The 22,460-nt window shown below is 64.5% G+C and carries 22 protein-coding genes; 16 read left to right on the plus strand and 6 right to left on the minus strand.

The annotated features are described in order from the left end of the window. Positions 1-31: 31 nt before the first annotated feature. From ACQVLG_RS08700 to ACQVLG_RS08710, 3 genes are all read right to left on the minus strand, one after another. Positions 32-1,297: a DUF6445 family protein gene (locus ACQVLG_RS08700; RefSeq protein WP_474293992.1), complete on the minus strand. Its 1,266-nt coding sequence runs from the start codon at positions 1,295-1,297 to the stop codon at positions 32-34. 46 nt (positions 1,298-1,343) lie between these two features. Next, positions 1,344-2,942 (minus strand): hypothetical protein, encoded by a 1,599-nt coding sequence (locus ACQVLG_RS08705; RefSeq protein WP_474293994.1) that lies wholly within the window; start codon positions 2,940-2,942, stop codon positions 1,344-1,346. A gap of 85 nt (positions 2,943-3,027) precedes the next feature. Continuing rightward, a complete protein-coding gene (locus tag ACQVLG_RS08710; protein ID WP_474293996.1) occupies positions 3,028-4,413 on the minus strand; it encodes a caspase family protein in 1,386 nt (461 codons plus the stop codon). A 187-nt stretch (positions 4,414-4,600) separates the two neighbouring features. Between ACQVLG_RS08710 and ACQVLG_RS08715 the strand changes: the two genes are divergently transcribed. The 12 genes from ACQVLG_RS08715 to ACQVLG_RS08770 all read left to right on the plus strand — a co-directional run bounded on the left by ACQVLG_RS08715 (position 4,601) and on the right by ACQVLG_RS08770 (position 17,095). Beyond that, entirely contained in the window at positions 4,601-5,368 is a 768-nt protein-coding gene (locus ACQVLG_RS08715) for a hypothetical protein (protein WP_474293998.1), read from the plus strand. Further along, the gene (locus ACQVLG_RS08720) at positions 5,365-6,387 is read left to right on the plus strand and encodes a hypothetical protein (protein WP_474294000.1); all 1,023 of its coding nucleotides are present in this window, start codon (positions 5,365-5,367) and stop codon (positions 6,385-6,387) included. Before ACQVLG_RS08715 ends, ACQVLG_RS08720 begins: the two co-directional genes overlap by 4 nt. Positions 6,388-6,415: 28 nt before the next feature. Continuing rightward, positions 6,416-7,276, plus strand: a complete 861-nt coding sequence (locus ACQVLG_RS08725) for a hypothetical protein (protein ID WP_230540218.1) — start codon at positions 6,416-6,418, stop codon at positions 7,274-7,276. A 1-nt stretch (position 7,277) separates the two neighbouring features. Continuing rightward, positions 7,278-8,918, plus strand: a complete 1,641-nt coding sequence (locus ACQVLG_RS08730; protein ID WP_474294002.1) for a hypothetical protein — start codon at positions 7,278-7,280, stop codon at positions 8,916-8,918. Next, positions 8,893-9,798 (plus strand): glycerophosphodiester phosphodiesterase, encoded by a 906-nt coding sequence (locus tag ACQVLG_RS08735; protein WP_474294004.1) that lies wholly within the window; start codon positions 8,893-8,895, stop codon positions 9,796-9,798. Before ACQVLG_RS08730 ends, ACQVLG_RS08735 begins: the two co-directional genes overlap by 26 nt. A gap of 201 nt (positions 9,799-9,999) precedes the next feature. Beyond that, positions 10,000-11,025 (plus strand): LacI family DNA-binding transcriptional regulator, encoded by a 1,026-nt coding sequence (locus ACQVLG_RS08740; protein ID WP_474294006.1) that lies wholly within the window; start codon positions 10,000-10,002, stop codon positions 11,023-11,025. Then, on the plus strand, positions 11,025-12,512 hold the full coding sequence (locus ACQVLG_RS08745; protein WP_474294008.1) for a sugar ABC transporter ATP-binding protein: 1,488 nt from the start codon (positions 11,025-11,027) through the stop codon (positions 12,510-12,512). The genes ACQVLG_RS08740 and ACQVLG_RS08745 overlap by 1 nt, the downstream gene beginning before the upstream one ends. Then, positions 12,493-13,500, plus strand: coding sequence for an ABC transporter permease (locus tag ACQVLG_RS08750; protein WP_474294010.1), 1,008 nt, complete (start codon positions 12,493-12,495; stop codon positions 13,498-13,500). Before ACQVLG_RS08745 ends, ACQVLG_RS08750 begins: the two co-directional genes overlap by 20 nt. A 61-nt stretch (positions 13,501-13,561) precedes the next feature. After that, entirely contained in the window at positions 13,562-14,524 is a 963-nt protein-coding gene (locus tag ACQVLG_RS08755; protein ID WP_474294012.1) for a substrate-binding domain-containing protein, read from the plus strand. Between the two features lie 45 nt (positions 14,525-14,569). Beyond that, positions 14,570-15,622 (plus strand): sugar phosphate isomerase/epimerase family protein, encoded by a 1,053-nt coding sequence (locus tag ACQVLG_RS08760; protein WP_474294014.1) that lies wholly within the window; start codon positions 14,570-14,572, stop codon positions 15,620-15,622. Between the two features lie 9 nt (positions 15,623-15,631). Then, complete coding sequence (locus ACQVLG_RS08765; RefSeq protein ID WP_474294016.1) at positions 15,632-16,783, plus strand: Gfo/Idh/MocA family protein; 1,152 nt, start codon at positions 15,632-15,634, stop codon at positions 16,781-16,783. A 9-nt stretch (positions 16,784-16,792) separates the two neighbouring features. Next, positions 16,793-17,095: a 2Fe-2S iron-sulfur cluster-binding protein gene (locus ACQVLG_RS08770; RefSeq protein WP_474294018.1), complete on the plus strand. Its 303-nt coding sequence runs from the start codon at positions 16,793-16,795 to the stop codon at positions 17,093-17,095. A gap of 1 nt (position 17,096) precedes the next feature. Here the strand turns inward: ACQVLG_RS08770 and ACQVLG_RS08775 are convergent, their stop codons facing one another. Then, entirely contained in the window at positions 17,097-17,408 is a 312-nt protein-coding gene (locus ACQVLG_RS08775) for a hypothetical protein (protein WP_474294020.1), read from the minus strand. A 91-nt stretch (positions 17,409-17,499) separates the two neighbouring features. On the opposite strand from ACQVLG_RS08775, the gene ACQVLG_RS08780 reads away from it, so the two are divergent. Together ACQVLG_RS08780 and ACQVLG_RS08785 are read left to right on the plus strand one after the other, a co-directional pair. Next, entirely contained in the window at positions 17,500-17,769 is a 270-nt protein-coding gene (locus ACQVLG_RS08780; RefSeq protein ID WP_474294022.1) for a MoaD/ThiS family protein, read from the plus strand. Positions 17,770-17,771: 2 nt separating this feature from the next. After that, on the plus strand, positions 17,772-18,881 hold the full coding sequence (locus ACQVLG_RS08785) for a WD40/YVTN/BNR-like repeat-containing protein (RefSeq protein ID WP_474294024.1): 1,110 nt from the start codon (positions 17,772-17,774) through the stop codon (positions 18,879-18,881). Here the strand turns inward: ACQVLG_RS08785 and ACQVLG_RS08790 are convergent. Beyond that, complete coding sequence (locus ACQVLG_RS08790; RefSeq protein WP_230540230.1) at positions 18,854-19,477, minus strand: TetR/AcrR family transcriptional regulator; 624 nt, start codon at positions 19,475-19,477, stop codon at positions 18,854-18,856. The two genes, ACQVLG_RS08785 and ACQVLG_RS08790, sit on opposite strands and share 28 nt — an antisense overlap. 151 nt (positions 19,478-19,628) lie before the next feature. On the opposite strand from ACQVLG_RS08790, the gene ACQVLG_RS08795 reads away from it, so the two are divergent. Beyond that, a complete protein-coding gene (locus ACQVLG_RS08795; protein WP_474294026.1) occupies positions 19,629-20,672 on the plus strand; it encodes an MBL fold metallo-hydrolase in 1,044 nt (347 codons plus the stop codon). A gap of 9 nt (positions 20,673-20,681) precedes the next feature. Here ACQVLG_RS08795 and ACQVLG_RS08800 read toward each other — a convergent pair whose 3' ends face one another. Beyond that, positions 20,682-21,014, minus strand: a complete 333-nt coding sequence (locus tag ACQVLG_RS08800; RefSeq protein WP_474294028.1) for a hypothetical protein — start codon at positions 21,012-21,014, stop codon at positions 20,682-20,684. Positions 21,015-21,449: 435 nt separating this feature from the next. Between ACQVLG_RS08800 and ACQVLG_RS08805 the strand changes: the two genes are divergently transcribed. After that, positions 21,450-22,460, plus strand: coding sequence for a substrate-binding domain-containing protein (locus ACQVLG_RS08805; RefSeq protein WP_230540233.1), 1,011 nt, complete (start codon positions 21,450-21,452; stop codon positions 22,458-22,460).

Genomic DNA, 22,460 nt, shown 5'->3' on the forward strand with positions numbered 1-22,460 from the left:
ATCAACTTCGGCGATTTTTACTGCGAATAACTTAATCCGGCACTTCAAAGAAAAACAGCTGCACCAGTCGGCCATTTTCCGGCGTGTCGCCAAAGACATTGCTGATCGAGTGAAAGTAATGGCCCTTGTAGACGATCAGGCGGTTGTGGCGCATGGGCACTTCCAGCAGCGCTTGCCAACTGTCGCGCTGTTCCTGTAAGTCGTTGAATTTCTGTACTTTACTGTTCGGCAGCCAGCGTTTCTGGAAATCCTTGAAGCTGGCGTAGCCGCCCGCTTTCACGTCCGCCTCGGGCAGTCTCCGGTACCAGCCGCTGGGCTGGTGGCGCCAGAACGTGGTGCCGCCCTGGCACTGCTCGGGCGGATTCAGGTACAGCACCCCCGCATAGAAATTGAAATTGTTGCCCGTCTCGTTGTCCACGTGGATATCCGTGCGCGCCATCGCATCCGCATAGCTGAGGCGATACGAGCCGTTGTCGGGCGAGATGAAACGGATGGGGCGGCCCAGCGCCGTGGCGATGCGTTCCATGATGGCCTGGCTGGGCTGGCCCGCCGTCTGGCTGCCCGGATAGTTCTGTCCCGCATAGCGCTGCTGCTCGAACGGCAAAGCCAGCGCCTGGGCGCGCCAGGCGGTCGGGTCGGGCAGGAAATCGTCGATGATGTGCAGGTCGGTTTCACGGATAAAATCGTGTATGTCATCCGCGGCATTGAGCGCCGTCAACGTTTCGGCGTATTCCGCTTGCGGACTGGCAAAGCCGATGCGGCAGGTTTGCGCCAGTGCCGGATGCAGCGCCAGGGCTTGCGCATAGCGGGCCAAGGCCAGTTCCTGCTGTCCCGTGCGGTAATACAGCTCTGCCAGGCCCTGCAGGGTTTGCCAGCGCTGCGGACGCAGGGCGTGGGCCCGTTCCAGTTCGGCAATGGTCTCCATCAGCCGCTGTTTCCCCAACAGCAATTCCGCATGCAGAATCGCGAAATCGTGCTCGTGCGGCGCCAGCCGCGCCGCCGTGGCGTAGCTGGCCAGCGCCGCTTCGCTGTCCGTACCGCGCAGCACATTGCCCAGGTTGTAGTGGAACAGGGCGTTGTCCGGCTGTTGCTTGAGCGACAGTTTTAACAGGCCCAGGCCGAGGGTGCCCTGGCCCAGTTCCAGCATCGCCAGGCCCTGGAAATGCTGGGCTTCGGCCAGGGCCGGGTCTTGCTTGTAAGCAGCCTGGTAAGCGTTGATCGCCTCGATCAGCTTGCCTTGCTGCTGCAGTTGCCGGCCCTTGGCCAGCTGTTGTTCCGCCAGTGTCTGTTCGCCCATGTTTCGATCCCGATGCAATGTGGCGAACAGTGTAACCGAGCTCGTTCTACAGCGCCTGGCTGACGGGAATTTCCTGCCCGTTCAGCTTGATCGCCACCTTGACGATCTGCGCCTTGACCTGGTTGCTGGCCATGTCCGCTTCCTGGGCATACGCGTACACGACGATGGCGAAATCCTTGTAGCCGCTGCGCGCCGCCTCGATCTTGCGCGCCGCTTCCTGGTCCACCTTCAGCAGCGAGTAGCCGTCGCCGTTCGTGAATGCCAGCTTGTAGTCGCCGTTGTCGTACATGTAGTAATACGTGCCCGCTTCGGCGAACTTGGCGGGGAAGGCGGCCTTGTCCATCGCGTACGGCGACAGCGCGCCCTGGCCGTTGATCTGGTAGCGCAGGTAGCGTTTCGTCTTTGCTTCATTGACCTTGGCGTCGATCTGCGGTTTCAGGGCGTCGAGCACTTCCTGCTTGCGGAAGGCGTCGTTGCTGCCCGCATATTCGCGCGAGATGCGCTGCGCCACGGCCGCATAGTCGGGCGGCACGCCGGACAGGGCGATGTAGCTGTACATCAACTGGTTGCCGCTGGTGATGTCGACATAGCTGGCGCTTGGCGTGGCCGGATCCGCTTGCGGCAGGCTGGCGGCCGCCGCCTTGACTTGTGCCTTGGCGGCCATGTCGGCCACGCTGGTGGCGGGCGCCGAAGCGACAGGAGTTGCATTCTCGGAGGGCTTGCCGCAGGCGGACAGCAGGATGGCGATGGCGAGCAGAGCGGGCAGGGTACGGTTCATGATATTTCCTTCAAAGTAAGTGGAGAGTAAGTGGAGAGTGGGTGACTTAGCCGATGGTTTTACGTTTGTATTCGCCGACGCCATAGGCCGCGAGGACGATGGAAGCGGCCAGCACCAGGTAAAAGCCGATGCCGAACGACAGCCCCTGCCACACTTGCCCCAGCATTTCACTGGCCATCTGCTCGGCCATGCGGCCGCGCGGCTGCCCATGATGCCGCCCATGGCGTTGCCCGCGTCGCTGACGGCGCCTTTGATCTTGATGAACAGCAAGCTGCTGTGGATGACGATGAACAGCAGCGGCGCGCACTTGCCCAGCGCCGCTTTCGGGTGGCTGCTGGCCATGGTGGCGCAGCAGGCGGCAATGGCCAGCAGGAAGAAGAATTGGGCCGAGGTAAAACCGCCGCCGCCATCGCGGGCAAAGCTTTCCAGGCTGTCGGCGGACAGGCCCAGCAGCTGCCAATAGGTGCGTGAGACGGAAGCGAACAAACGGATGCCGATGGCGTTGAAGACGAAGGCGCCGGCGATCAGCACGCCCAGGCTGGCCAGCACCTGGATGCCGAGCGCCGAGACGGCCCGGCCCCACAGTTGCCGGCCCTTGTCGCGCGCCAGCTTGGCGGCGCCGGCCATGTCTTCCTGTGCCAGTTGCTGCGCGGGAATGGCCGTGACGGTGGCGAGGCCGCCGGCGTCGTCGAAACGCACATCGACGACGGCGTTGATGGCGGGCGCCACGTCCGAGCGCCAGTGGGTACTGATGTCGAAGGCATGCTGGATGCCGGCCACGCTGACGGAACCTTGTCCGCTTGCTTGGTAGGCGAGGATGCGGCCCCGTTGGCCGGTGGTGATTGTTGCTGGGCTGGATGCTTGCATGGGATTTCCCTGGTCACTGTCATGCTGTATTGCATGTACCCACGGATAACGGGGGCAGTTCAGGGAAATCCAAAATTATTTCAAATTATTTTTTCGGCGGCTGCATCATGTCCTTGGCAGCGCCCTGGTAATCCTTCATCAAGCCCATGAAGGCGTCCTGCAAATGCCGGGCCGCATCCTGCGGCGGCGCGCCCGTGCGCCGCGCCAGGTCGAATTTGTAGGCGTGGGCGGGGCTGTAGCCGGCCTGCGAGGCGGCATCGAGCAGCACGCCCGCCCGTTTCAGCGAGGCCGGGTCGCCCTTGACCATCAGCAATTCGGCCAGATAGGTCTGGGCAATCGGGAAATCCTTGGAGGCCGCCTTTTCCAGCCACTGCATGCCCGCCTTCGGCTGTTTGACGCCGGCATCGCCGCCGCCGATACCGTAGCCGAGGGCCGTCAGCGCCACGAGGTCGCCGCCGCGCGCGCGCTTTTCCAGCTGTTGGCGGGGAAACGGCCGCGCCGCGATCTGCATGCGGATTTCATAGTTGATGTCTTGCAGCACATTGCCAGGCCACACCTTGGCGCCGGGGGCGGCCGGCTTTTCCACCGCTGGCGCAGGCGCCGGGACCGGTGCGCGCATGCCGCCCTGGCCTTGCGCGCCGGCCAGCACGCCCGGTGTTGCCTGGCTGACACCCTTGCCGCTGCCCATGTTCAGCACCAGGCGCGCCGACGTTTCGCCAAACGACACGCGCGGTTTTTGCACGTCGTGCGTCATGGCGGCGACCCGCGCCGCCACTTGCGAGAACACGTCGCTCATGGGCAAGCCCGGCGCATCGAGCGCGTCGAGCAGGGCGCTGGTATACGGGCTGTTGCGCGAATCGGGCGACCAGAAATCGCGCGCCAGGGCGCCGGGACCGGCCGAATAGGCGATCACCACGCCGCGTGGTGCTTGCGTGTCGGCAAAGCCGTGGCTGGCCGCATTGCCGCCGGGCACCATCACGGCGCCGCCGCGCGTGTATTCCTGGCGGCAAGCATCGAGGATCAGCACGGCGCCGCGCGCGCCCGAGCGCTGCAGATCGCCCGCCAGGCTGGACACGGACACGCCCTGCGCGGCGATGGTGGCGGCGCTGAGCGCATGCATGTTCGCGCCCAGCGGCAGCACGTAATTGGCTTCGCCCGCCTGGGCGCCGTGGCCCGCGTAAAACACGAGGGCAATATCGGCGCCGCGTGCCTGCGTGGAAAATTCGGCCGACGCCTTTTGCAGCTGTTGCGCATTGATGTCCGTGCGCAACAGCACCTCAAAACCCAGGCGGCGCAGGCGCTCGGCCATGGCGCGCGCATCGTTCACGGGATTCAATAGCGGCTGCGGATAGGCCGCGTTGCCGATCACCAGGGCGATGCGCTTGCCGGGAGCCGCCGGCGCGGCGGCGTGCGCCATGTTGCTGAACAGTAAAACGAACAGGCTGAAAAACAGGGGAATCAGGCGTTGCATCGGGATCTCGGGGATTGTCGTGAAAGTAACAAAAGTTAGCGATTTTTACTGTGATATGAGAAAATTGCCTAAATGCATTTTACCTTACTGACAAGTTTCTCTTGTCTGGCCAGCGCATTGCTTGTTTGCCTGTGCGCATCGCCGCCGGCCAGTGGCGCGTGCCGCCCAACACACGATCGGACCGGCTTTGCAATCGGAACAATTTGAACGCATTCATGACTTCTGGACGCGCCGCCAGCGGCTGACACAAGGCGAACTGGGCGAGTTTTACCAGCGCGTCATCGCCGCGCTGACGCCATGCCGCCGCCCGCGCGAGGCGGCCTCGCTCGGCGATTCGCTGGCCGACTTGCGCCACCAGTTCTTCATTGAAAAAGTCCTCCATGGCGACAGCGACGCCGCGCCCCACCACGTCGGTGCCTTGTTCCTGTACTTCAAGCGTTTCATCATCGACCAGTTGCGCAAGCAGCGCGATGACGAGGATGCCGATGCGCAAGAGGGCTGCGACTTGCAGGCGCCCGACTCTTATGCGGCGCCGCTGCGCGACTACCAGCTCACGCCACAGCAAGTGCGCGCAGCGGCCGACGTGTTCATCGCCACCTTGTCCCGCGATTTGATCTTGCTGCTGCGCCATTGCGGCTGCGGCGGCATGCCCGTCAAGGAACTGGCCGAGCAGATCGCTTCCGCGCATTACCACGGCGGAAAATTAGGTCTCGTGCACCGGCAGAAGGGCGATCCCGCCAGCGCGGGACGGCAGATCGTCGAGCCGGCCCACCGCGCCACCTTGCTGGGCAGCTGGGTCTTGACCCTGCTCAAGCTGCGCGTGGGCGACAGCTTGGGCGCGCGCGATATGCAGGCGGCGCAAATAGTTTTGGATATTCTGTGCGTGGCCGCGTTATCCCTGCACATGGACCCCGTGTCCACCCACCCGAACCCTGATGAAAGGCCACCGGCATGACTGCATTGACGCCCTCGCTGGCCATCGTTGCCGCGCGCCTGCCCTCACCCCCATCTTCCGCCGAGCTGCTGGACGCGGACGTGGCGGGCGACACCCCCGACTGGCGCGGCATTGCCGTGCCGGAGCACTTGATGCAACGCTTTGCGCGCCGCAGCGACGCCGCGCCCCTGGCCGCGCGGCCCATCGCGGGCGGACAGATCCACCTGCTGGCGCGCCGCCCCGGCTTTGGCGCCGTGCTGCTCGACGCCTGGGACAGCACGCGCCAGCGCTGGCGCGGCTGGCTCGTCACGCCGGACGCGTCCTATGCGGATGCCTGCGGCCTCGTGGTCGAGGAGCGCGACGCGCCCGCCGACCCGCGCGCGGGCCTGGTGCTGTGCGACATGCCCGTGACTGTCTCCGTGACGGACCTGGGCGCCTGCCTGGGCGTGTTCAGCCAGGAGCGCCTGCAGGCGGCGCGCTGGCTGGAAACGCATGGCCGCGCCAATGGGGCCGCCGCGGCGCCGGGCGTCATCGCCCGCGTGGCCTTGCCCGGCGGCGATTACGCCTTGACTGGCACGCCGCTGTCGAGCGAGCTGGGCAAGGATGGCCGCGTGGCCTACCGGCAATTGTTGCGCCAGGGCTTGCAGCAGTTGCAGATCGCCCCGGCCGATGCCGCCGCGCCACAGATGACGCCAATCAAGCCCGCCAACGCGAACCGCTGGCTGAAGATCGTCACCGCCGTGGCCGCCAGCGTGATGGTGGTGCAATCGGCGTGGCTGTTCCTGCCGAAAGACCAGGCTGTCGTCGGCAATGCGGAATTCCGCAACGGCGGCAGCGGCGTCGAGACGGGCGTGCGCACGCGCGTGCTGTTCCGCGCCGAAGCAAGCGAGGCGGAGATCCGTACGTGGCTGCAGCGCGAGCAGCTGGAAATCGTTGCCGGTCCCGATACGCTCGGCGCCTTCACCGTGTTGTCGCGCAACCGCCAGAAGGTCTTGCCGCCGCCAGGCCCGGGCAATCCGCTGGCCGTCATCAATCCCTGAATCCTGAAATAAGAGAAAGTTATCAAGCATGACAACGTATAAGAATTTTGCATCCGCGCACTGGCGCACACTGGCCATGGGCCTGGCCGCCGGCATGCTGTTGACGGGCTGCGCCATGACGCCGAACGGCCGTGGCGGCGTGATGATGGGCCTCGATACGGCCGAGCTGTTCGGCACGCCGCTGTCCACCTTCCGCTTGCGCGACGGCACGGAAGGCACCTTGCGCAAGGATCCGCAAGGCAAGTATTCGATCAAGCTGTCGCAGGCGTTTCGCGTCGTGCCGCTGGCCAACGCGATCACGGCCCGCGTGGCGCGCGTGGAAAACGTGGGCGAGCGCACGGTGGTGATCGTCGAAACGCAGGAGCGCGGCTGCGCCTACCGCTATGAAGTGCTGGCTTTCCAGGGCACGGACGTGCTGCAGTGGACGGTCGGCAATTGCAAGGACCGCCCCCGCGTGGAACTGGCGGCGGACGCCAAATCGCTGAACATCGACTTTCCCAACTACAACCGCCTGTCGCGCATGATCTACACGGACAACCGCCTGCTCAACGCCAGCGTGGCCGTGCCGCCCGGCGTCGATACGCGCGCCCAGCCGTTTGCCGACGACGCCTTGCGCGCCACCGGCCCGGCGATTGCCACCGTGCCTGGGAGCGGCAGCGACAGCGGCCGCGTGATCCCGGCGCCGCCGGCCGCCGCTCCGGCCCCTGCCGCCGCGCCGAAAGCGGGCAGCCGTGCCAGCGCCAAGCCGCGCCGCCAGGAAACCCAGGCCAAGGCGGCGCCCGCCATCAGCCTGCCGGCCCCGCGCAGCGCAGCCTCTGCGCCGGCGGCCGCGCCGATGATCTTCCAGGCCGAAGAGATCAAGCCCGTCGTCATCGATCTGAGGAAATAAGATGGCCGCGAGTTTGCGCAGTCTGCAAATCCGGCAGACCTTGATCCTGATCATCCTGACGATCATTTATTTGTGCTGCGAGCTGGGCTTCAACGCCCGTTTGCTCGACGTGGTGGGCGGCGACGTCAAGCCGCACGACGTGGAAGGCGTGGAATTCTATGGCCGCAGCCTGTCGGGCATCGCCGCCGCGCTGGTGGTGCTGCAACTGATGTGGCGCCGCCGCCTGAAGAACAATGGCAGCGGCCCCAGCTGGAAAAAGATCCTCTTTTGCTGCTTCGCCACGGCGGCGGTCGTGTTCGGCATTCTGAAGACCACGGTCACGGTGCTGGTGGAAACGCGCGATGCGCAATTTCGCCGCCTGGCCTTCAACACCACCCTGATGCAGCGCTCGCTGGTGGGCGGCAGCCTGCAATTGCAGGGCCTGGTCGACGATGCCACCCTGTTTGCCAAGCCGGAAGGCAAGGCTTTCCTGGCCCTGTTTCCGTTCCTGGCCGTCTCGGTGGGCCACCTCGACGAGCGCATGGAGCCGGCCAAGGAACAGTTGATCAATTTTAATGTCCGCAAGATCGCCGGCGGCGCGGCCGGCTACTATGACAAGTACCAGCAGGCGATCGGCGAGGTGCATGACAAGTGGAAATTGTATTCGGGTATCATTCCCGACGACGATGCGGGCTTGCGCCAGCAGCAGGAATCCGCGTGGAACGATTACCGGCAAAGCCTGTCGCGCCACGGCTGGCAGCCGCATTCCGTGCCGGCGCGGCGCAAGGCGGCCGTCGTCAACAATGTGCGCAAGAAGGTGCCCGTGCCGGCCAACTGGCATCCGGCGGACCAGTTGAGCTTCCGCGCCGCCGTCAAGCGCCGCTATGCATCGGAAGCGGCCAGCAAGGGCTTGACGGTCAAGGGCGACCGCATTCCGCCCGGCTTGTCCTTCCCCGCCTTCGTGGCGCGCCCCGGCATCCAGGCCGTCCTGCGCGACGGGCCGGACGGCGGCGACGGCAGCGAAGCGAGCAAGGGCTTGCGGCTGCCCAAGGGCGCCTTTGTGCAGGACGCGTATGCGAGTCCTGCCGAGTTCAGCCGCCTGTTCGACCAGTTCGCCGCGCGCCAGACGGCGGAAAAGCTGGTCGAATACCGCGCCAGCCGCAGCGACTTCGAAGTGCATGGCAAGTATTATGCGGAGGGCAAGGAGGCGGCACGCGCCGCCATCGTGCCGCCCGTGGCCCTGTTTTTCTCGCTCCTGGGCGCCATCGGCCACTTTTCGAAACTGCTGTACCTGATCGCCACCGTGGGTTTGCTGGTGCTGGCGGCGCGCCGGGGCGAGCAGGCGGGCGCCGATGGCCAGCTGAGCCGGCGTTCCGCCTGGATCGCCACGGGCGTGCTGGCCGGCGCCTTCCTGGGAACCTGGGGCATTTTTACCCTGTCGGACAACAATGTCACGAAGAGCGAGCTGTTCCGCCAGATGCTGGACTGGAACCGCCAGGCGGCCGACGACAGCACGCGCTGGCAAATCGCCGGCAAGGGCTTGCTGGCCAATATCACGCACGTCGTGGCGGTGGGGCAGGGTTACAGCTACCCCGTCAACGAAGCGATCCGCATCAATGTTTTGCAGGGACTCGAATATGGTTATCACCCGGAAAAAAAATAAGGCGGCCGCCCTGGCCTTGCTGCTGTGCATGGCCAGCACGGCCGTCCAGGCCGACTGCCTGGGCATGAAGGTACACGCCCACCGCGGCGCCGGCAATGCGCCGGAAAACTCGCTGAGCGCCCTGCGCAACACGTATTTCGGCACCTGGGACGGCGTCGAGACGGATTTGCAGCTGTTGGGTGACGGCAACTGGGTCGTGCATCACGACCTGCTGACGGGCAGGGTGGTCGACACGGGCGCGCCCCGCACCGTGAAGCAATTGACGGCCGACGACTGGCGCGCGGCCAGCATGAAGAACCGGGGCGTGCTCACGCCGGAAACGCCGCCCTTTGTGACCGACGTCGTCGCCGACCTGGCCACCGCGTTCCCGGCCAAGACCCTGAATGCGGAAATCAAGGACGTCGTGCCGTCGTGCGCGCCCATCGCCACCCTGGTGGCGCAGTTGCGCGGCATCAAGCATGGCAACTGGTTCTTGACGTCGGGCGTGCCGAACAACCTCGCTTGCGCGCGCCGCGCCGATCCGCAGGGTTACCTGGGCCTGCTCGTGTTTGACGCGCGCAATGCGCAGGCGGCCGGCGCCAACCGGGTCAGCCGCTATATCGCGAAAAATGCCCGTCCGCCCAAGCTGGACAAGCCGTGGCTGCAGCGCGTGCAGCAGCAGATCGGCATGCCCGTCGGCGTGCACGTCGATGCGCGCAGCCTGGACGCCAATCCCAGGCTGCTGGACGACGCGGCCGGCCTGAACATGCCCGTCTTCGTCTACGCCGTCGATGGCGACTCGGCCCTGGCCGCGTCCCTGTTGCGCGCCCAGCAGCGCAGCCACCGCCTGCCCAGCGGCGTCATTCTTGACGGCAATCCCCCGAAACGTTTTGTGCGATGATGAAATAAGTTTTCGCTGCTCTGCGAGGCGCTGGTTTTGCCGTGCAGCAGAACGCCTTGCAGTCCCAGAAATAGCAGCGTCCAACGGCCCGTACAGGGCCGCTTTTTGCACATCTTTTGCGCATTGCAGCATCGATAATGTTTGCATCGCGCGCGTGACTGGCCTATAAATGTAATCGATTACATTTATGTGAAAAACCCCATGCTGCCAGCCGTCCCGTCTTCCTTGCCGACAGAAACCGTCTCCATCAGCGCCGTCGCCGCGCATGCGGGTGTGTCGGTGGCCACCGTCTCGCGCGTGATGAACGAGCAGGCAGGCGTGCGGGCGCCCACGCGCGACAAGGTGCTCGCGTCCGTGGCCGCGCTCGGCTACCGCATGAACCACCTGGCGCGCAGCCTGCGCACGGCCGAGAGCCGCATGCTGCTGACCATGGTGCCCGACGTGGGCAATCCGTTTTATGCGCAAATCGTGCGCGGCATCGACACGGTGGCGCGCGAACACGGCTATTTTGTATTGCTGTGCGACACGGGCGCCGACGCGGGCCGCGAGCGCTCCTACTTCGACTTGCTGCGCATGCACCGCGCCGACGGCGCCATCTGCCTGGACCCGGACACGGTGCAGCATGCGCTGTCGCATGAGTCCGCCAGCTTGCCGTGGGTGGCGTGCTGCGAATTCGACCCCGCCGTGGCCGTGCCCTATGTCGGCATCGACAACCACCGGGCCGCGTCGGACGCCGTCGCGCATCTGCTGTCGCGCGGCCATACGCGCATCGGCCTGATCAACTCCGACGAGCGCTATTTGTACGCGCGGCAACGCCAGCAAGGCTATCTGGACACCCTGGCGGCAGCCGGCCTGCCCGTGCGGCCGCAATGGGTGCACACGGTGCAAAGCCTCGACTATGAAGCGGGCACGGCCGCCACCCTGCGCATGATGGCGCAGCCCGATGCGCCGACGGCCATCTTTGCCGTCTCCGACACCCTGGCCATCGGCGTCTTGAGCGCGCTGCGCCAGCTGAACAAGCGCGTGCCCGAGGACGTGGCCGTCATCGGCTTCGATGATATCGCCATCGCCGCGCAGATCGCCCCCGGTTTGACCACCATCGCGCAGCCGATGCGCGAGCTGGGCGAGACGGCGGCCCGCCTGCTGCTGCAGCGCTTGGCGGACCCGGCAGCCAGCGTGCCGGGCGTGTTGCTTGAACATAACTTGGTCTTGCGAGGGAGTGCATAGTGAGCGTTGCCGTCGGTTTCGAGGGGGTGTGCAAGGATTTCGGCCCCGTGCGCGTCTTGCATGGCGTCAGTTTTACCCTGGCGCCCGGGCGCGTGTATGGCTTGCTGGGCGAAAACGGCGCCGGCAAGTCGACCCTGATGAAAATCCTCGCCGGCTACGAGAGCGTGAGCGAAGGCCAGCTGCTGATCGATGGCCAGCCCCGGCGCTTCGCCAGTTCGCGCGCGGCGGAATCTGCCGGTATCGTGCTGATCCACCAGGAATTCAACCTGGCCGAGCACCTGACGGTGGCGCAAAACATGTTTTTAGGCCACGAAAAGACGCGCGGCTGGCTGCTCGACGAGGCCGCCATGCGCGAGGAAGCGTCGCGCTATTTGAAACAGGTGGGGCTGGACGTCTCGCCCGACACCAAAATACGCGACCTCATCGTTGCAGAAAAGCAACTTGTGGAAATCGCCAAGGCCCTGTCGCGCCGCGCCCGCTTTTTGATCATGGACGAGCCGACTGCCACCCTGACGTCGTCGGAAACCCAGCGCCTGTTCGCCGTGATGGCGCAGCTGAAAATCGATGGCGTGACGATTCTGTACATTTCCCACAAGCTTGACGAAGTGGAGCGCAACACGGACGAAGTCATCGTCATGCGCGACGGGCGTTTCGTCACGCGCGAGCCGACGGCCAGCTTGAGCCGCCAGCAGATGGCGAACCTGATGGTAGGGCGCGAATTGTCCGACATGTTCCCCGCGAAAGCGCCGCTGGCGGAAGAGTCTCCTGTGTTGCTGAAAGTCGAGGGGCTGACGGTGCCGGGCTGGTCCAGGGATTTGTCTTTCGAAGTGCGCGCCGGCGAAGTGCTGGGCTTTGCGGGGCTGGTGGGCGCGGGGCGCACGGAATCGTTCGAGGCACTGCTGGGCTTGCGCCCGCGCAGCGCGGGCTTGATCGAGATCAATGGCCAAGAAGTCGACATCCGCACGCCCAGGCAAGCCATGCAGCACGGCATGACGTATCTGAGCGAAGACCGTAAGGGAAAAGGCTTGCACGTGAACCTGGGCTTGCGCGAAAACCTCACCCTGATGACGATGGAGCGCTATGCGCGGCCCTGGCTCGATGTTGCCGGAGAGAAGCAGGCGCTGGCCAAGGCGGTGCTTGACTTCAATATCCGCACGGGCGACCTGGACAGCCGCGCGCGCATGTTGTCGGGCGGCAACCAGCAAAAGCTGGCGCTGGCGAAATACCTGCATTCGGACCCCCGTGTCGTCGTGCTCGATGAACCGAGCCGCGGCGTGGACGTGGGCGCCAAGCGCGACATTTACTTTCTGATCCACCGCCTGGCCGCCGAAGGGCGCGCCGTGATCGTGATTTCATCGGAACTGATCGAATTGATCGGCCTGTGCCACCGCGTCGCCGTGATGCGCGCCGGCACCTTGCAAGCCACCCTGTCTGCTGACCACCTGACCGAAGAGGAGTTGATTGCCCATGCAACCGGCACGCACTGACACCACCGTATCTCCAATCTCCCGATTCGGCGCGCGCATCAAGGGCTTTGGCCCCGTGCTGGGCTTGTTATCTCTGTGCATCGCGGGCACCTTGCTCAATGGCGACTTCGCCACCCTCGATAACCTGATGAACGTGCTCACGCGCACGGCGTTTATCGGCATCATCGCGGTGGGCATGACTTTCGTCATCATCTCGGGCGGCATCGACCTGTCCGTCGGCTCGATGGCGGCGCTGATCGCCGGCTGCATGATCTATTTCATGAATGCGCTGGCGCAAGGCGCGGGGGGCAACCTGGCGCCGATCACCATGCTGGTGCTGGGCATCGCCATGGCCCTGGTCTTGGGCGCCGGTTTCGGCCTGATGCACGGCTTGTTGATCAGCAAGGGCAATATCGAACCGTTCATCGTCACCCTGGGCACCCTGGGCATCTTCCGCGCCGTGCTGACGTACCTGGCCGACGGCGGCGCGCTGACCCTGGACGCCACCCTGTCCGAGCTGTACAGCCCCGTCTACTACACGAGCGTGCTGGGCGCACCGATCCCGATCTGGATTTTCCTGATCGTTGCCGCCGCCGGCGCCGTCATCCTCAACCGCACGACCTTTGGCCGCCACGTGCAGGCGATTGGTTCCAACGAGCAAGTGGCGCGCTATGCGGCCATCAATGTCGACAAGGTCAAGATTGCCACCTACATGCTGCTGGGCGTGTGCGTGGGCATCGCCACCGTGCTGTACGTGCCGCGCCTGGGTTCGGCCACGCCGACGACGGGCTTGCTGTGGGAACTCGAAGCCATCGCCGCCGTCGTCGTCGGCGGCACCGCGCTGAAGGGCGGCGAGGGGCGCATCGTCGGCACCGTCATCGGCGCGATTTTATTATCCGTGATCAGCAACATCCTGAATTTGACCAGCATCATCAGTGTCTACCTGAATGCCGCAGTGCAAGGCGTGGTGATCATCGCCGTCGCCTTCCTGCAGCGAGGCCGCAAATAAAACAAGAGCGGCGTTCTGAAAGGGCGGCCACCGGGCGCCCACAACCTTGGAGGAGAGCAGCATGAAGAGCTTTATACGGGTAGCAGGGATGGCAGTGCTGGTGATGCAGGCGTGGGCCTTGCCGAGTGCGCAAGCGGCTGACAAGTTGGTTGTCGGCGTGGCCATCCCCACGGCCACGCACAGTTTTACCTCGGGCATCGTGTGGTGGGCGAACCAGGCGAAGGCGGAGCTGGAAAAAGCGCATCCGGGGCTGAAAATCATCGTCAAGACGGCCGCCACGGCGCCCGAACAGGCGAACCAGCTGCAGGATATGTTGACGGTGAACAAGATCAATACCCTGGTGATCTTCCCCATCGAATCGGCCTCGCTGACGCAGCCCGTGGCGCAGGTGAAGAACAAGGGCGTGTACGTGACTGTGGTGGATCGCGGCTTGACGAACACGCAGTCGCAGGATGCGTACATCGCCGGCGACAACACGGCCTTCGGCAAGCTGCCGGCCGAATACCTGGCGAAAAGTTTGAATGGCAAGGGCAATATCGTCGTGCTGCGCGGCATGCCGACCACCTTGGACAACGAGCGCTTTGACGCGTTTTCTGCCGTGATGAAGGGCCATCCCGACATCAATGTCCTGGATGCCAAGTATGGCAACTGGAATCGCGACGATGCCTTCAAGGTCATGCAGGATTACCTGACCCGCTTCAAGCACATCGACGCCGTCTGGGCCGCCGATGACGACATGGCCATCGGCGTGCAGAAGGCCATCGCGCAAGCCAAGCGCACGGACATCAAGCAAGTGTTCGGTGGCGCGGGCGCGAAGGGCGCGGTGAAAAAGATCATGGACGGTTCCGACCCGCTGATCGTGGCCGACGTGTCGTACTCGCCGAAGTTCATGTACGACGCCATCAAGCTGACGACGGAAGCGCGCCTGAAAGGTGATAAATTGCCGGCCAACACGATCATCCCCTCGGTGCTGATCACGCGCGAGAACGCCAAGCAGTTTTACTTTCCGAACTCGCCTTTTTAACCGAACCTCCTCCAGGGCCAGCGTCCTGGGGGCTAAAGGATACCCATGAAAACCATCCAGGGCCCGGCCATCTTCCTGGCCCAGTTTCTCGGCGACGAGCCGCCGTTCGACTCGCTCGAGCACCTGGCGCAATGGGCGGCCGGCCTGGGCTACAAGGGCTTGCAGTTGCCGACGGCGCCGCGCTTGTTTGATCTGGAACAAGCGGCCAGCAGCCAGCAGTATTGCGACGACGTGGTCGCCTTGCTGGCGCGCCATGGCTTGCAGGTGACGGAATTGTCGACGCATTTGCAGGGCCAGCTGATCGCCGTGCATCCGGCTTACGACGCGCTGTTCGACGGCTTTGCGCCAGAACAGGTGCGCGGCGATCCTGCCGCGCGCACGGCGTGGGCCACGCAGCAGCTGCTGTGGGCGGCCACCGCCTCGCAGCGCTTGGGGCTGACGGCCCACGTGACGTTTTCCGGCGCGCTGGCCTGGCCGTATCTGTACCCGTGGCCGCAGCGCCCGGCCGGGCTGGTGGAAACGGCATTTGCCGAGCTGGCGAAACGCTGGCTGCCCATTCTCGATGCGTTTGACTCTGCTGGCGTGGACCTCTGCTATGAACTGCATCCGGGCGAGGATTTGCACGATGGCGTGACGTTTGAGCGCTTCCTGGCCGCCGTCCATGACCACCCGCGCGCGTCCATTTTGTACGATCCCAGCCACTTCGTGCTGCAGCAGCTCGATTACCTGGCCTTCATTGACATTTATCATGCGCGCATCAAGGCTTTCCATGTAAAAGATGCGGAATTCCGGCCCAACGGGCGCCAGGGCGTGTATGGCGGCTATGGCGACTGGCAAGACCGTGCCGGGCGCTTCCGCTCGCTCGGTGACGGGCAGATCGATTTCAAGGCGATCTTTTCGAAGATGGCGCAGTACGACTTTCCCGGCTGGGCCGTGCTGGAATGGGAATGCTGCCTGAAACACCCGGAGGACGGCGCGGCCGAAGGGGCGCGTTTCATCCGCGAACACATCATCCACGTGGCGCAGCACGCGTTCGACGATTTCGCGGGCAGTGCAGTTGACCAGGATCAAATCCATCACTTGCTTGGCTTGAAATAGGGAGACGACATGCAGCGACGGATACGCTTGGGCATGGTTGGGGGCGGGCAGGGCGCATTCATCGGCGCTGTGCACCGTATCGCGGCGCGTATCGACGACCAGTATGAACTGGTGGCGGGCGCCCTGTCGTCCGACCCGCAGCGCGCGCGCGACAGCGGCATCGCGCTGCATCTTTCTCCGGAGCGCTGCTACAGCGATTACCGTGCCATGGCGCAGGCGGAAAGCCAGCGCCCGGACGGCATCGAGGCCGTGGCCATCGTCACGCCGAACCATTTACATGCGCCCGTCGCCACGGCGTTCATGGAAGCGGGCATCCATGTGATCTGCGACAAGCCGCTGGGCATCTCGCTGGCGGAGGGGCAGGCCTTGGCCGCGCTGGCAGAGCAGAAAAACCTGCTGTTTGCGCTCACGCATACCTATAGCGGTTATCCGCTGCTGCGCCACGCGAAAGCGATGGTCGAGGCGGGCGAAATCGGCAAGCTGCGCCTCGTGCAGGTCGAGTATTCGCAGGATTGGCTGGCGGACGCGATACACGCGGGCGGCATGAGCGAGGGCAACTGGCATAACGACCCGCTGAAAGCTGGCCCGGGCGGCACCCTGCTCGACGTGGGCTTGCACGCGTATCACCTGGCGCAGTTCGTCAGCGGCTTGACGCCGCAGCAGGTGCTGGCGGAATTGTCGACTTTTGTTCCGCACCGCACCCTGGACGACCACGTGCAGGTGATGCTGCGCTACGCCAACGGTGCCAAGGGAACCTTGTGGGCCAGCCAGGTGGCGACGGGGTGTGAAAACACGGTGCGTTTGCGCCTGTTCGGCAGCAAGGCGCAGCTGGACTTTGACCAGGAACAACCTAATGAGCTGTGGTGCACGCCGCAGGGCGGCAACCGCCAGCTGCTGCGCCCGGGACGGGTCGACAGCGCCGCCGCGCGCCACGCCACGCGCGTGCCGGCCGGCCACCCGGAAGGGTATCTGGAAGCGTTTGCCCAGCTGTACCTGGATGCGGCCTTGCACATTCGGGCCTTGCAGGCGGGCTTGCCCGTGCCCAGCGAAGCCAGCTGGCTGCCGACGGTGGCCGATGGCGTGGCGGGCCTGGCCTTTGCCGAGGCCGTGCTGCGCAGCCATGCGCAGGGCGCTACCTGGACCACCCTGGCGGACTGTTAAACTGGGCGCATGAGCGCGCCCCTGACCACCTTTATCGTTACCATCGTCCCGCAAGGCTGGCAATTCCCGGCCGAAGCGGGCACCACCGTGTTGGCCGCCGCCGAGCTGGCCGGCATTCGCCTGCTCAGTTCCTGCCGCAACGGCACGTGCCGCACGTGCATCTGCCACATGCCCGAAGGAAAGGTGCGCTACACGGTGGACTGGCCCGGCATCAGTCCCGATGAACGGCTCGACGGCTATATCCTGCCCTGCGTGGCCGTGGCGGACAGCGATGTCACCATCCAGGCGCGCGCCGTGCGCACGGGCAATTAGTTCACGACGGCTTGCCGCCCTTGAGGCGCTGCAGCAGCGCTTCCACGCCGTCGCTGACGGGCAAGCCGTGGCGGCGCAGCAGCTGCACGTGCAAGACCAGGTTTTCCAGCACCAGCTTGGCCGCCACGGCCAGCAGGGCCAGGTTGCGGTCTTCCGGGCTGAAACTTTCCATCGCGTCGGCCATCTCGCACAGGTGATTGGCGATCAGGCCGCGCAATTCCTGCTCGTCGAAGGGCAGGTCGGCAAAGTCGATCGGGTCGGCCACTTCCACTTCCTGCATCAGCACCGCTAGTTCTTCCGGGGTAATCGTCATGCCTGGCCTCCTTGTGTGCTTGCCGCTATTTTAATTGTATTGGCCGTAAAGCGGACTAGAATGAGTCCAGGCCGACGACGTCAAAGGCACTATGGCGCACTTGCATTTTACGCAACAACTGGCGCGTTTCCTCGACGTCCCCACTGTGGACGTGGCGGCGCCATGCCTGCGCGCCGCCCTCGATAGCGTCTTTGCCCAGCAGCCGCGCCTGCGCGGCTACGTGCTCGACGAGCAGGGCGCCTTGCGTCCGAACGTGGTGATCTTCATCGATGGCGCCCGTTGCCGCGAGCGGCGCGTGCTGGACGACCTATTGCGGCCCGACAGCCAGGTGTATATCTTGCAGGCACTTTCCGGAGGTTAATCATGGGACCAGGCAGGGCGCAACGCGCGTATCTCGGCACCCGCAAGGGGCTGTTCCAGTTCGATGTCGATGCGGCCGGCGCCTGGCAGCTGGCGCTGGTGCAGTTTGCCGGCGACCCCGTCTCCATGCTGCTGCACGACGGCCGCGACGGCGCCCTGTACGCGGCCCTGACCCTGGGCCACTTCGGCGCCAAGCTGCACCGCCGCGATGCGGGCGCCAGCGCCTGGCAAGAAGTCGCCGTGCCCGCCTATCCCGCCAAGCCCGAGGGCAGCAGCGATAGCGTGGACTGGACGGTGCGGCAGATCTGGTCGCTGGCGGCCGGCGGCGCGGACCAGCCCGGCGTGCTGTGGGCGGGCACCCTGCCTGGCGGCCTGTTCCGCTCAAGCGACCGCGGCGACAGCTGGCAGCTGGTGGACTCGTTGTGGAACGTGCCGCAGCGGGCGCAATGGTTTGGCGGCGGCTATGACGTGCCCGGCATCCACAGCATCTGCGTCGATCCGCGCGACAGCAATACCGTGCTGGTGGGCGTGTCCTGCGGCGGAGTATGGCAAACGCGCGATGGCGGCGCCAACTGGGCCTTGAGCGCGACGGGCATGCGGGCCGACTACATGCCGCCCGAACTCGATGAAAACGAAGCCGTGCAAGACCCGCACCGCATCGTGCGCAGCGCCGGCACGCCAGACGCGCTGTGGTGCCAGCACCATAACGGCATCTGGCGCTCGCAAGACGCCGGCTGGCACTGGCAGGAAGTCACCACGGCGCCGCTGTCGCATTTCGGCTTTGCCGTGGCCGTGCATCCGCGCGACGGCGAGACGGCCTGGTTCGTGCCCGCGCAGGCGGACGTGCTGCGCATACCCGTCGATGGCGCGCTGGCCGTGACGCGCACGCGCGACGGCGGCAAAACGTTCCAGGTGTTGCGCGAGGGATTGCCGCAGCGGCATTGCTACGACCTCGTGTACCGCCACGGGCTGGCGCTGGCCGACGACGGGCGCAGTTTAGTGATGGCGTCGACGACGGGCGGCGCCTGGTATTCGGGCGACGAGGGCGAGCATTGGCAGACCATCTCCGCCCACTTGCCGCCCGTCTATGCCGTCTGTTTTGCCACGCCGTAATAGCACAGGAAGATATCGACGGCCAGTTCCGTCACTTCGCGCCGGCGTGCCGGGCCCAGCAGAGGCTCACCGAGGGTGATCTGCGGCCAGAAGGCAAAGGTCTTCAGTGGAGCCATCAGCAGGTGCCCCACTTCCAGCGTCTCGCCCGCCTTGATGCGCCCGTCTTGCTGCGCCGCGCGGATCCAGATATTCAGGCCCGTTTCCTTTTCATTCAGGCGCGCCACCATCGCTTGCGCGCGCTCGGGCGAGTGGATGGTTTCGCCGAAGATCACGCGCGCCAGGTCGATGAATGCCGCGTCGCACAGCAAGGCCATTTTCTGCTCGACCAGGGCCAGCACTTGCGGCCGCAGCGGCTGGTTGGCCACATAGGGCACGGCAGGCTGGGCCATGCTGCTTTCCCACATGCGCTGCAGGATTTCCGCGAACAGCTCGTCCTTGCTGGGGAAATGGTTGTACACGGTGCGCTTGGACACGGCGGCCGTGGCGGCGATCCTGTCCATGCTGGTCGCATCAAAACCGTGCTCGCGGAACTCGGCGATGGCGGCATCGACGATGGCGACGCGCTTGCGGTCGGTGAGGCGTTGCGGTGCGGCCATGGCTGAAAATCTCCTTTGAAAACAATATTTTACACCTCTTGGTTTACTTTGCCAGAAATAGGAACTACACTGTGTAGTGTAATTTAATCCTTGTATTTTATTGACCGGGCTGCATATGTACCGCATCTTATTCTTGGGAGTTCTGATCATCATGAGTTCTTGCACCTTGCGCGCCGCGCCCGTCGCGCCCACCGAATCACCGCAACGCCTCGACGGCAAGTTCCGCAATCCCGTGCAGATGCACAAGCTGGGCACGGCGGCAACGCTCAAGCTGATGTGGACGTTTCTCTTCGATAAGCCCGACAGCACGGTGCCGGCCGCTGCCGTGCCCGTGCAAGCCCTGACCCGGGCGCAACTGCTGGCCGCGCCCGACAATAGCCTGTTTCGCCTCGGCCATTCGACCCTGCTGCTGAAACTGAACAATGAGTTTTTCCTGACGGACCCCGTGTTTTCCGAGCGCGCCTCGCCCGTGCAATGGGCCGGCCCGAAGCGCTTTCACCAGCCGCCCATCAGCATCGCCGACTTGCCGCCGATCAAGGCCGTCATCCTGTCGCACGACCATTACGACCACCTCGACCATGCTGCCGTGCTGCAACTGGCGGCCAAGACCGAACATTTTATTGCGCCGCTGGGCGTGGGCGACACCCTGGTGTCCTGGGGCGTGCCGGCCGCCAAGGTGCAGCAATTCGACTGGTGGCAGGGGACGACGATAGCCGGCGTGAAACTCGTCGCGACGCCGTCGCAGCATTTCTCGGGACGCGGCTTGTTTGACGGTAATCAAACCCTGTGGGCCTCGTGGGTTATCGACGCGCCCGGGGTGCGCGTGTTTTTCAGCGGCGATTCCGGCTATTTCGACGGTTTCAGGCAGATCGGCGACAAATACGGCCCGTTCGACGTGACCATGATCGAAACGGGCGCCTACGACAAGCTGTGGCCGGACGTGCACATGCAGCCCGAGGAAACCTTGCAAGCCCACCTGGACTTGCGCGGCAAGTGGCTCATGCCCGTGCATAACGGCACCTTTGACCTGGGGCTGCACGCCTGGCATGAGCCGTTCGACCGCATTGCGGGACTGGCGGCCAAGCGGGGCGTGAACCTGGCCACGCCGCAGATGGGCGAGGCGGTTGACCTGGCGCAGCCGAAGCAGGGGACTACATGGTGGCTGCCAATGCTGGAAGAGGAAATGCTGCGGTAATTTACGCCGTTACGCCGTCACGTCGATCAGGCGGCCCAGCGTCTGGCCATAGCCGTTCAGCTGGGGCGTGCTTTTCGGCGCGGCCGGGATGGCTTGCTGCGGCACGGCTACCTTGATCGCCTGATCCAGCTGCGGTGCCTTCACGGCGGCGGGGGCATCGGCCTGCGCTTGCTGGCTGCTGCGTTGCGTCTGGCTCAGCGATTCCTGTTCCCGCGCCAGCAGCTGGCGGCTTTGCGCCAGCTGTTCGCTGTCGCGCCGTACCTGGTTCTGGCCTTGCTCGACCCGGCGCCGCGCCGTGGCCAGCGAGGCTTGCAAGTTGTTGGCGGATGTTAGCGTGACCACATTGTTCACCTTTGAAAGAATATCCAGGCTTGCGCAGGAGAGGGAAGTCAGGCCGGGGAGCGCGACGTGTCCGCAGGTAATCTTTACCTGAATCAAGAGTAGGACAAATTCTCGCACAGTTCCAGTGAATTATGTTTTCTTGATAATTTTATCGTGCGCGCTTTGCCTTGCCGAAGCGGCATGCCGAAACTGGCCGGACATTTGCCAAAGTGAGTACCCGCTGTGGCTTTCAGTCCTTGTTTGTCTGGCATTGCCGAGGCCAGGCCGCGCACAGTTGTTAAACGTGGTCGCCTATAAAACGTTGCTTTTTAAATAGTCAATATGTTGTTGTTTTTCTACCATGTATGAGCACGCGAATGCGCGGCCTGTTTGGCGCTCTGGGCTATAATGGACGGTCAGAGTTGGTTTCTTTTGCCATACAGACAGGTAGTTAACATGAATCTCAAGAGCCTCGCAATTGCCCTCGGCATGTCGAAAACGACAGTCAGCAGGGCGTTGAACGGCTATCCGGAAGTCAATTCCCGCACCCGTGAAATCGTCCTGGCCGCCGCCAAGAAAGTCGGCTACCGGCCCAATCCGCTGGCGCGCAGCCTGGCCGTCGGCCGCACCAACGTGCTCGGCATGATCTATCCGCTGCTGCCCAGCGACCTGGGCGACAGCGTCTTTCTTTCCGTCGTGAATGGCATGTCGGATGCCGTCGAAGCGTCGAAGATGAGCCTGATCATCGCGCCCGTGTCGCCGCAGAACGAACAGCCGTCATATGAAAACATGGTGCGCGGACGCCAGGTTGATGGCCTCGTGGTGGGCCGCACCAAGGTGGTCGACGAGCGCATCGCATATCTGACGAAAGTCGGCTTTCCGTTTGTCGCGAACGGCCGCACGCGCATCGACGCGCCCTACGCGTATTTTGACTACGACAACGACACGGGCATCGACCTGGCCGTGTCCTTCCTGGCGGCGCATGGCCACCAGCGTATCGCCCTGCTGAGCGCGCCGCTGGAGCTGCATTTTGCTTATGAGCGCAAGGAAAGCTTTATCCGCTGCATGGCGCAGGCGGGCTTGCCGCTGGATCCCGCCTATCTGCTCGATAATACTTTCGACCGCCGCAGCGGCTACCAGGCCATGCAGCAATTGCTGGCTTGCTCGCCCCGTCCGACGGCCGTCATCGTCGACAACCACCTGTCCGGCGTGGGCGTGGTGCGCGCGCTGATGGATGCGGGTATCGAAATCGGCAAGGAAATCTCCGTCATCGTCTGGGGCAATGTGGAAGATACCTTGATCGGCATCAACGTCACCACCATCGACCAGCCCGACCTGCGCCGCGCCGGCGCCAAGATGGTGGAAATGCTGCAATCGCTGCTGGCCGGCACGCCGCCGGAACGGCTGCAGGAAATCTGGCAACCGGTGCTGTTGCCGGGGGCGACGGTGGGGCGCTGCGCGGATTGA

Source organism: Janthinobacterium sp. TPC_1 (assembly GCF_056037845.1).

Bases quoted from the DNA above. Each gene is read 5' to 3' on its own strand.
- ACQVLG_RS08780 (WP_474294022.1), top strand. From the start codon at position 17,500: ATGGCGCACTTGCATTTTACGCAACAACTGGCGCGTTTCCTCGACGTC.
- ACQVLG_RS08705 (WP_474293994.1), bottom strand. From the start codon at position 2,942: ATGCAAGCATCCAGCCCAGCAACAATCACCACCGGCCAACGGGGCCGC.
- ACQVLG_RS08775 (WP_474294020.1), bottom strand. From the start codon at position 17,408: ATGACGATTACCCCGGAAGAACTAGCGGTGCTGATGCAGGAAGTGGAA.
- ACQVLG_RS08735 (WP_474294004.1), top strand. From the start codon at position 8,893: ATGGTTATCACCCGGAAAAAAAATAAGGCGGCCGCCCTGGCCTTGCTG.
- ACQVLG_RS08750 (WP_474294010.1), top strand. From the start codon at position 12,493: ATGCAACCGGCACGCACTGACACCACCGTATCTCCAATCTCCCGATTC.
- ACQVLG_RS08785 (WP_474294024.1), top strand. From the start codon at position 17,772: ATGGGACCAGGCAGGGCGCAACGCGCGTATCTCGGCACCCGCAAGGGG.
- ACQVLG_RS08730 (WP_474294002.1), top strand. From the start codon at position 7,278: ATGGCCGCGAGTTTGCGCAGTCTGCAAATCCGGCAGACCTTGATCCTG.
- ACQVLG_RS08795 (WP_474294026.1), top strand. From the start codon at position 19,629: ATGAGTTCTTGCACCTTGCGCGCCGCGCCCGTCGCGCCCACCGAATCA.
- ACQVLG_RS08700 (WP_474293992.1), bottom strand. From the start codon at position 1,297: ATGGGCGAACAGACACTGGCGGAACAACAGCTGGCCAAGGGCCGGCAA.
- ACQVLG_RS08765 (WP_474294016.1), top strand. From the start codon at position 15,632: ATGCAGCGACGGATACGCTTGGGCATGGTTGGGGGCGGGCAGGGCGCA.
- ACQVLG_RS08760 (WP_474294014.1), top strand. From the start codon at position 14,570: ATGAAAACCATCCAGGGCCCGGCCATCTTCCTGGCCCAGTTTCTCGGC.
- ACQVLG_RS08770 (WP_474294018.1), top strand. From the start codon at position 16,793: ATGAGCGCGCCCCTGACCACCTTTATCGTTACCATCGTCCCGCAAGGC.
- ACQVLG_RS08740 (WP_474294006.1), top strand. From the start codon at position 10,000: ATGCTGCCAGCCGTCCCGTCTTCCTTGCCGACAGAAACCGTCTCCATC.
- ACQVLG_RS08755 (WP_474294012.1), top strand. From the start codon at position 13,562: ATGAAGAGCTTTATACGGGTAGCAGGGATGGCAGTGCTGGTGATGCAG.
- ACQVLG_RS08790 (WP_230540230.1), bottom strand. From the start codon at position 19,477: ATGGCCGCACCGCAACGCCTCACCGACCGCAAGCGCGTCGCCATCGTC.
- ACQVLG_RS08720 (WP_474294000.1), top strand. From the start codon at position 5,365: ATGACTGCATTGACGCCCTCGCTGGCCATCGTTGCCGCGCGCCTGCCC.
- ACQVLG_RS08725 (WP_230540218.1), top strand. From the start codon at position 6,416: ATGACAACGTATAAGAATTTTGCATCCGCGCACTGGCGCACACTGGCC.
- ACQVLG_RS08805 (WP_230540233.1), top strand. From the start codon at position 21,450: ATGAATCTCAAGAGCCTCGCAATTGCCCTCGGCATGTCGAAAACGACA.
- ACQVLG_RS08710 (WP_474293996.1), bottom strand. From the start codon at position 4,413: ATGCAACGCCTGATTCCCCTGTTTTTCAGCCTGTTCGTTTTACTGTTC.